The organism is Serratia sp. (in: enterobacteria), from assembly GCF_046715635.1.
Lineage (GTDB): Bacteria > Pseudomonadota > Gammaproteobacteria > Enterobacterales > Enterobacteriaceae > Chania.
Genome location: NZ_JBKJYW010000385.1, coordinates 1 through 7,496, shown reverse-complemented (window position 1 = coordinate 7,496; position 7,496 = coordinate 1). Strand labels below are relative to the sequence as shown.

The following is a 7,496-nucleotide window of genomic DNA, read 5'->3' as shown; positions in this document are numbered from 1 at the left end:
CCCTGGCCGACTTCGAACACCTGGTGGCACAGGCCCATCAACGCAAGATCCGCATCGTGATGGATATGGTGTTTAACCATACCTCCCCAGAGCACCCGTGGTTTAAAACCGCGCAGGATCCTGCCAGCCCGCTGCGCCAGTTCTACATCTGGCGCGATGGCGAAGGTGACGCCCTGCCCAATAACTGGCGCTCCAAATTTGGCGGCAACGCCTGGCAATGGCACGCCGACAGCGGCCAATACTACCTGCACCTGTTTGCTACCGAGCAGGCCGACCTGAACTGGGAACACCCGCCGGTGCGCGAAGAGCTGAAGAAAGTGTGCCAGTTCTGGGCAGATAAAGGTGTCGACGGGCTGCGTCTTGACGTGATCAATCTGGTTTCCAAGCAACAGGACTTCCCAAGCGATAGCCAGGGCGATGGCCGCCGTTTCTACACCGACGGCCCGCGCATTCACGAGTTTTTGCAGGAGATGAGCCGCGACGTGTTCCAGCCACGCGGCCTGATGACCGTGGGCGAGATGTCTTCAACCTCGCTGGAGCACTGCCAGCAGTATGCGGCGCAAAGCGGTGCCGAACTGTCGATGACCTTTAACTTCCACCATCTGAAAGTGGACTATGCCAACGGGCAGAAGTGGACGTTGGCCGCGCCGGATTACGTCGAACTGAAGCAGATTTTCCACCACTGGCAGCAAGGCATGCATAACCGCGCCTGGAACGCGCTGTTCTGGTGTAATCACGACCAGCCGCGCATCGTTTCACGCTTTGGCGACGAAGGCGAGCAGCGAGTGACCGCCGCCAAGATGCTGGCGATGGTGCTGCACGGTATGCAGGGCACGCCATATATCTACCAGGGTGAAGAGATCGGTATGACCAACCCGGGCTTCCAGCAGATCGAAAGCTATCGCGATGTGGAAAGCCTGAATATGTACGCCGAACTGCGGGCTCAGGGGAAAAATGATAGCGATCTGTTGGCCATTCTGGCCAGCAAATCAAGGGACAATGGCCGCACACCGATGCAGTGGGATTCTACTACTCACGCAGGCTTCACTACTGGCACACCGTGGATCGCCTGTGCGGAGAACTACCCGCAGATAAATGCCACGGCGGCATTGGCCGATAGGGATTCGGTGTTTTACGCCTACCGCCATCTGATTGCCCTGCGCAAGCAGTACCCGTTACTGACCCACGGCGATTATCAAGATCTAGCCCCGGCTCACCCCGCACTGTGGTGCTATCAGCGTAGCTGGAACGGACAGAAATTGCTGGTCGTGGCGAACCTGAGCCGCGAACCGTTGGCCTGGGATGCCGCTGGCGTTGAGTTTTCTGAACTGTGGCGACCGCTGACTAGCAACTATACGGAGGCTGCGGAGCAGCCACGGGCCGGAGTTTTGCGGCCTTTCGAAGCGAGTTGGTGGCTGCTGGAGTCCTGATTGGTCAACAGGGGTTTGTTTGCTACAATCCGTACAGAATTCGTTGAAAACAAAGGGATTTTGTATGGATCGAGCAATGAAATTGGCACTGGGAATACTTCCCCTGTTACTCAGTGCCTGCCAGCAAACCAGCCCGCCAGCTTCTACGCCTATGGCGCTAGACGGGCAGGCCCAGCAAATCGCCTCACTGATTGCTGGAACCCAATACCTGAAGTACCAGTGTGGTCGTAACGATCTGCCCACCAACGGGCAAATTGAGCAATCGGCCTACACTGCGGCCCATCAGCGTGGCTGGCAGCCACCGGCAGGCATGGCGACTCGCAGCAACCAGCTTTACCAACAGTTGTTAAAAGACAGCACGCCACGCGCCACACAGTACTCCGAGTTCCAACAGTTACTGCAACCCTTCCTCACCACATTGCCAAAGGCGTAATCAACGTCCACCAGCCAGCCAGCGCCAGGCAGGGGCCAAAAGGCAGCGGATCTCCCCGCCCGGCACGTCCCGCCAGGCGTAACAGCACCATCGCGACGATCCCCAATAATGCAGCCCACAGCAGAACCCGCGGCAGACTCTGCCAGCCGCACCACGCCCCTAACGCCGCCAGCAATTTGAAATCCCCATAGCCTAGTCCCTCTTTACCGGTCGCCAGCTTGAATCCCCAGTAGAGTAACCACAGGGATAAATAACCACTTGCCGCTCCCAATACCGCATCACTCAGCGGCACCAGCGTCCCTTGTAAATTGACTAACAGGCCCAGCCACAAAAGAGGCAGCGTCAACACATCGGGCAGCAGCAGATGCTGGAGATCGATCGCCAGCAGCGTAATCAGCAGCCAGGCACACAGCGCCAATGCCAACGCGGTAGCCCCCGGCGGCCAGCACAGCGCAACCCAACCGCTGCTCAACGCTGCCGCCAGTTCCACCAGCGGATAACGCCAGCCGATGCGTTGCCGACAGTGGCGACAACGGCCACGCAGCCACAGCCAGCTCAGCAACGGGATATTGTGATAAAAGGCAATGGTGTGCCGACAATGGAGGCAGCAGGAACGGGGCAAGAACAGGTTAAAGCGTGCCTCGCAGCCCTCATCCTGCGGCGGCAGCCCCAACAAAGCACGAGCTTCAAGCTGCGCACGGCGTTGCAGCATCAGCGGCAATCGCCAGATCACGCAGTTCAACACGCTGCCCGCCAGCAATCCCAACACGCACATCATCACTACCCATTGGCTATCTATCACGGCTGCGCCTCCTTATCCTCGCCCTGCCCGTCCAACTCTCCACCGGGCCAATCCTCCAATGCATCCAGTATCGAGACCTGCCCATGCTGCTCCAATATCGTGATGCTCTGCTGGATCTGCGCCACTACTGCATCACAGGCCAGATTGTCCCCTTCTCGATACTGTTGGCCGTTCAACGTGATGCTTCGTTGCTGCGGATCCTCGGCATACACGTGGGCGCTGTAACGCAGCGGAGGTAAGGCATTCCCCTCACAGGTTGCGACTATTGGCTCTGGTTCGACCACAGCTTTGGCTGGCGCTGGCAATACCGCGCATGCTGAAGGGGGGTGATACCCCGCCCAAACATCGGCCGCCAACCAGCCCAATGCCAGAAACAACAGGGCATAGGCCACCAAAAGCCAATGGGGAAGGCGGTAACCACCGTTTGGTGGGTTCTGGTCTAGTAAAGGTTGATTGGCCATATTCCTGTTCCCTCGATCGTCCGTTTTCCTTCGGTGCCGGCACGGGTTGCAGCTTCCACCGCCTGCCGCCATTGCGCCGGTACCGCCTCCATCGCCCCCAAGCCACCGCTAAAGCGATAGGCCCCACGCAGGTCCACGCTCCCTTCACCAAACAGCTTCAGCGGCGGTTGTGGTGGATGAAGTGCGAACAGCAAACGCTGCGGTTCACAGCGCAACCTTAGCTGAGGCTCACCCAGCGTCAGCGTTTGCCCCAACAGGCTGAACTGCGCACGGCGTAGCTCAACCTTTGCCGCCAGAGCCAGGCATTGCTGCGCGTCAAAGCGGGCGTCTTCCAGCACCAGCGCCAATTCGCCACGCCCTTCTAACGGTTGGGCATAACCCAGCAACGCAGGCAGCGCCTCGAGCGGTAATTGCCAGCGGCCTGCGGAAAGTTGCCAATGGCCCATCCAGCCTATCGTTACCCCACCATGCCCCTGCTGTTCCGTTATTCCCCGCACCATCAAACCATGCTCGGCGGCGGTTTTTTCCAACAGTTGGCGTAAGCCGCCAGTGGCACCGGGCTGTGGCGCGATACGCTGTAATTGCCGCCACTGTAAATGCAATTGTTGCTGCCGCTGCTGTTGGCTGACAATCGCCTGTTGTAACGGTTGCCACGCCATCAGCCACAGGCTAGCGGCAATAACCACTGCCAGGTAAGGGATGCCAGCAGCCAGGCAGCAGCCACCATTAGCCCGCCATTGAGCAGATTCAGGCCTCGGGCTGAGTACAGCGCGAAATTAGCCCCCACTCCCTGCCGTTGAATCATATATTTAACGCGGAGTAATTAGGTTTTATTATTTCCCGTATAAATAAGTCACACAACACAATTATTATGCTCATAATCATTCCTTCTCGATTAACCTCCCTGACTTTCTGCTTAAATTACTATTACGCTATTTCAGGCGGTAAAAGAACCGCACCAAAGAGTAAAGTGTGAAGAACATCGCAAATTATAAATAGATTTATTTCACGCTGTAAAAAAAACATGCAATAATAGGGAGAAATAAGATATGAATTATAATTACATGATAAATATAATTATTTTAGATTAATTCGCCAGACATGTTTTTCTACCTGCCTTTTTACCTCTCGTGACATGGAGCACTCTTTATGACCATCAAAAGAAAGTCGATATTTATATTCAGTGGGTTATTAGCCGCCGGGCTGACCGGATGCGACAATAATGATCGGCAGATTTCTCCGGGTAATCAGGCGGAGCTGGAAAGCAGGAATATTCCAACGCTTACCGTCGACGGGCTGCAATTTAAAGATCTGAATAAAAACGGCCAGCTCGATCCTTATGAAGACTGGCGTCTTGATAGTGCCACTCGTGCCCGCGATCTTACCGCCCGCATGAACGTGGAGGAAAAAGCCGGCGCCATGATGCACGGTACCATCGGACTCAATGGTGCTGGCCACGTCGATATCAGCGCCGCCGAAGAAGACGTCAACCAGCGCTTCGTCAACACTTTCATTACCCGCATGGCGGGCGATCCACAGCACATTTCCGCCGATAACAATGCATTACAGGAAATGGCCGAGAAGTCTCGTCTCGGTATTCCGGTGACCATCAGTACCGACCCGCGCAACCACTTCGTTAACGATCCGAACGCCACCAGCGTCGCGGCAGGCAGCTTCTCCCAATGGCCCGAACCACTCGGCCTGGCGGCAATCGATGATGCGACATTGTCCAAAACCTTTGGTGATATCGCCCGTCAGGAATACCGTGCCGTTGGCATCCACATGGCGTTATCACCGCAGGCAGACCTGGCCACCGAACCACGTTGGGGCCGTATCAACGGCACCTTCGGTGAGGATAACCTGCTCTCCAAACGCCAGGTACAAGCCTATATCGAAGGCTTCCAGCATGGCGATAAAGGCCTGACCCCGAGCAGCGTCATCACCGTGGTAAAACACTTTGCCGGTGGTGGCCCACAGCTTGGCGGGTTGGATCCGCACAATATCTTTGGCAAAGAGCAGGTCTATCCGGGCGATAATCTGGAATACCACCTGGTGCCGTTCGAAGGGGCGTTTGCCGCCAATGTGGCCTCGGTGATGCCTTATTACGGCCAACCGATTAACCTGTGGTACAAGGATCAGCTGATTGAAGAAGTGGGTTTTGGCTTTAACAAGCAGGTGTTGACCGAGATGCTGCGTGGTCGGTTTGGTTTCACCGGCGTAGTGCTAAGTGACTGGGGCATCCTGGAAAGTTGCGAAGGTAAATGCGCCACTGGCATCAGCGATGCCGACATCGCCGCCGGAGTCTCACCTTGGACTGCCGGGATCGGCATGTCTTGGGGCGTGGAAAATCTCACCCGTCAGGAACGCGTAGTGAAAGCGGTGGAGGCCGGTATCGATCAGTTCGGCGGCACCAGCGATCCTAGCGATCTGATCGCAGCCATCAACCAGCAACAACTGCCGATCGCCACCATCGACGCTTCCGTCACTCGTATTTTACAGCAGAAGTTTGAGTTGGGGCTGTTTGAAAAGCCTTACGTAGATGAAGCCAAAGCGGTGAAAATCGTCGGCAACGCGGAATTCCAGCAGCAAGGGGATGACGCACAGCGCCGTGCGCAGATCCTGTTGCAGAATAATAATTCCCTGTTGCCACTGGCGCTGAGCGGCAAGAAGGTGTTCCTGCATAACGTCAACGCAACCGTGGCGGCACGCTATGGGCTGGAAGTGGTTGCTACGCCGGAAGAAGCGGAGATTGCCATCCTGCGGGTAGATACCCCGCATCAGAACGATCCGCACTATCCGTTTGGCGTTTCGGTCAACTTCGGCCAGTTGGGCTTTGACGATGCCGATAGCGTGGTGCTGGATCAGAAAGCTGGCACTTACAGCGGTAGTGAAGACTATCAGCTGATCAAACAGGTGAAAGCTCTCAATTTGCCAACGGTGATTTCCGTTTACCTCGATCGCCCGGCCATTCTGACCAACATCGTGGATAAAACCGACGTACTGCTGGCCAACTTTGGCGCATCCGATGAGGCGGTGCTGGATGTGATCACCGGCAAGAGCAAGGCACAGGGTAAGTTACCGTTTGAGCTGCCATCCAGTTGGCAGGCGGTGCTGGATCAGAAAGAGGATGTGGCACACGATTCTGTCGATCCTCTGTTCCCAATCGGCGCGGGTATTCTTTAATACGACCTTCTCCTCATCCCTCTTCCCGTGTGGAAGAGGGATGTAGAACGCCCCCCTGTCGCCCGAACTTAAAAACTCTGCACCAGCTTCACTACGTTCGCCGCTTCCTGTGCCAACACCTCATCGCTCATATCAAATACACCCTGCACCAAATGTGGCGGTAAATAGTCCATGCCGGTGAGATTGGCGACGGCGTTAAATGGCCGCAGCAGATCGACCACCGGATAGCGGTTATAGCCTGCCGGTGAATAGGCCTGCGCATTACCCCCGGTGCTGACCACCAGTTGCAAAGGCTTACCCTGCAGTTGGGTGCCTTCGCTGCCATAGGCGAAACCGTGGGTTAATACCGCATCCTGCCACTCGCTGAGGATCGCCGGTGAGCTATACCAATAGAACGGAAACAGCATCACCACCACGTCGTGCGCCTGCAGCAGTTCCTGCTCGCGGGCCACGTCAATCTGGTAGTCCGGGTAAACACGCATCAGTTCATGTACGGTGACGTTAGGTAACGGACGCAGCGCCTCGATCAGCGCCTTATTGATGCGGGAGTCATCAGGGAAACGGTGGGCTGCCAACACTAAAATACGCGACATGGGGAAATCCTTGTTTATCGAAAGTAAGCCATTTTTTCATTTCCTCCGTTTCCGGTGTAGTCTGTAAACGGTCACATTAACTTCAACCTAAAGTATCAACCATTATGTCGCTGCCCATTGACGTACACCGCCTGTTACCGGCCTTTCTCAGCGCCGCTCAGACACAAAACTTCTCCGCCGCTGCACGCCAGCTGGGCGTGACCCCGGCAGCGATCAGCAAAAATATCCACGTGCTGGAAGAGAAGCTGGCGCTGCGGTTGTTCCAACGCAACACCCACAGCGTGGTGCTGACTGACGAAGGCAAAGCCCTGCTGGAACAGGTAGCACCGTTATGGCAAGCGCTGACCGCCACGCTAGAGCTGGCAGGGGGGGCGCAACTCCCTCCTGCCGGTAGCGTGCGCGTCAGCATGATCCCAGGCTTTGGCCGCCAGGTGCTGATGCCGCTGATCCCTGAGTTTTTACAGCGTTACCCGATGATCGATCTGGATCTGTCGCTAGATGCCCGGGTGGTGAACCTGGTCGGTGAAGGTTTTGATGTGGGCATCGGCAGCCAGGTCGATCCCGATAGCCGGCTGGTAGCACGCCCGCTCTACC

The 7,496-nt window shown here is 56.3% G+C and carries 8 protein-coding genes; 4 read left to right on the top strand and 4 right to left on the bottom strand.

Translation table 11 applies throughout. The annotated features are described in order from the left end of the window. Together ACLQ7H_RS20035 and gspS are read left to right on the top strand one after the other, a co-directional pair. The coding region (locus ACLQ7H_RS20035) for an alpha,alpha-phosphotrehalase (RefSeq protein WP_411754183.1) at positions 1-1,430 on the top strand (1,430 nt) is incomplete at its 5' end. Positions 1,431-1,506: 76 nt separating this feature from the next. After that, the gene (gspS, locus tag ACLQ7H_RS20030; protein ID WP_411754182.1) at positions 1,507-1,863 is read left to right on the top strand and encodes a type II secretion system pilot lipoprotein GspS; all 357 of its coding nucleotides are present in this window, start codon (positions 1,507-1,509) and stop codon (positions 1,861-1,863) included. On the opposite strand, the gene ACLQ7H_RS20025 is transcribed toward gspS, so the two are convergent. From ACLQ7H_RS20025 to gspN, 3 genes are read right to left on the bottom strand one after another with little or no spacing between them, the layout of a single operon-like run. After that, positions 1,841-2,641, bottom strand: coding sequence for a prepilin peptidase (locus ACLQ7H_RS20025; protein WP_411754184.1), 801 nt, complete (start codon positions 2,639-2,641; stop codon positions 1,841-1,843). The two genes, gspS and ACLQ7H_RS20025, sit on opposite strands and share 23 nt — an antisense overlap. A 20-nt stretch (positions 2,642-2,661) precedes the next feature. After that, positions 2,662-3,126 carry a type II secretion system assembly factor GspB gene (gene gspB, locus ACLQ7H_RS20020; protein ID WP_411754181.1) on the bottom strand — a complete coding sequence of 155 codons (465 nt, stop codon included), beginning with the start codon at positions 3,124-3,126 and terminating at the stop codon, positions 2,662-2,664. After that, positions 3,105-3,812, bottom strand: coding sequence for a type II secretion system protein N (gene gspN, locus ACLQ7H_RS20015; RefSeq protein WP_411754180.1), 708 nt, complete (start codon positions 3,810-3,812; stop codon positions 3,105-3,107). Before gspN ends, gspB begins: the two co-directional genes overlap by 22 nt. Before the next feature lie 463 nt (positions 3,813-4,275). Here gspN and ACLQ7H_RS20010 point away from each other — a divergent pair, with 463 nt between their 5' ends. After that, a complete protein-coding gene (locus tag ACLQ7H_RS20010; protein ID WP_411754179.1) occupies positions 4,276-6,309 on the top strand; it encodes a glycoside hydrolase family 3 N-terminal domain-containing protein in 2,034 nt (677 codons plus the stop codon). Between the two features lie 68 nt (positions 6,310-6,377). Here the strand turns inward: ACLQ7H_RS20010 and ACLQ7H_RS20005 are convergent, their stop codons facing one another. Beyond that, positions 6,378-6,902 (bottom strand): NAD(P)H-dependent oxidoreductase, encoded by a 525-nt coding sequence (locus tag ACLQ7H_RS20005; protein ID WP_411754178.1) that lies wholly within the window; start codon positions 6,900-6,902, stop codon positions 6,378-6,380. Between the two features lie 104 nt (positions 6,903-7,006). On the opposite strand from ACLQ7H_RS20005, the gene ACLQ7H_RS20000 reads away from it, so the two are divergent. Beyond that, positions 7,007-7,496: LysR family transcriptional regulator (locus ACLQ7H_RS20000; protein WP_411754177.1), on the top strand; the 490-nt coding region annotated here is incomplete at its 3' end.

Bases quoted from the DNA above. Each gene is read 5' to 3' on its own strand.
- gspB (WP_411754181.1), bottom strand. From the start codon at position 3,126: ATGGCCAATCAACCTTTACTAGACCAGAACCCACCAAACGGTGGTTAC.
- ACLQ7H_RS20010 (WP_411754179.1), top strand. From the start codon at position 4,276: ATGACCATCAAAAGAAAGTCGATATTTATATTCAGTGGGTTATTAGCC.
- gspS (WP_411754182.1), top strand. From the start codon at position 1,507: ATGAAATTGGCACTGGGAATACTTCCCCTGTTACTCAGTGCCTGCCAG.
- ACLQ7H_RS20025 (WP_411754184.1), bottom strand. From the start codon at position 2,641: ATGATGTGCGTGTTGGGATTGCTGGCGGGCAGCGTGTTGAACTGCGTG.
- ACLQ7H_RS20005 (WP_411754178.1), bottom strand. From the start codon at position 6,902: ATGTCGCGTATTTTAGTGTTGGCAGCCCACCGTTTCCCTGATGACTCC.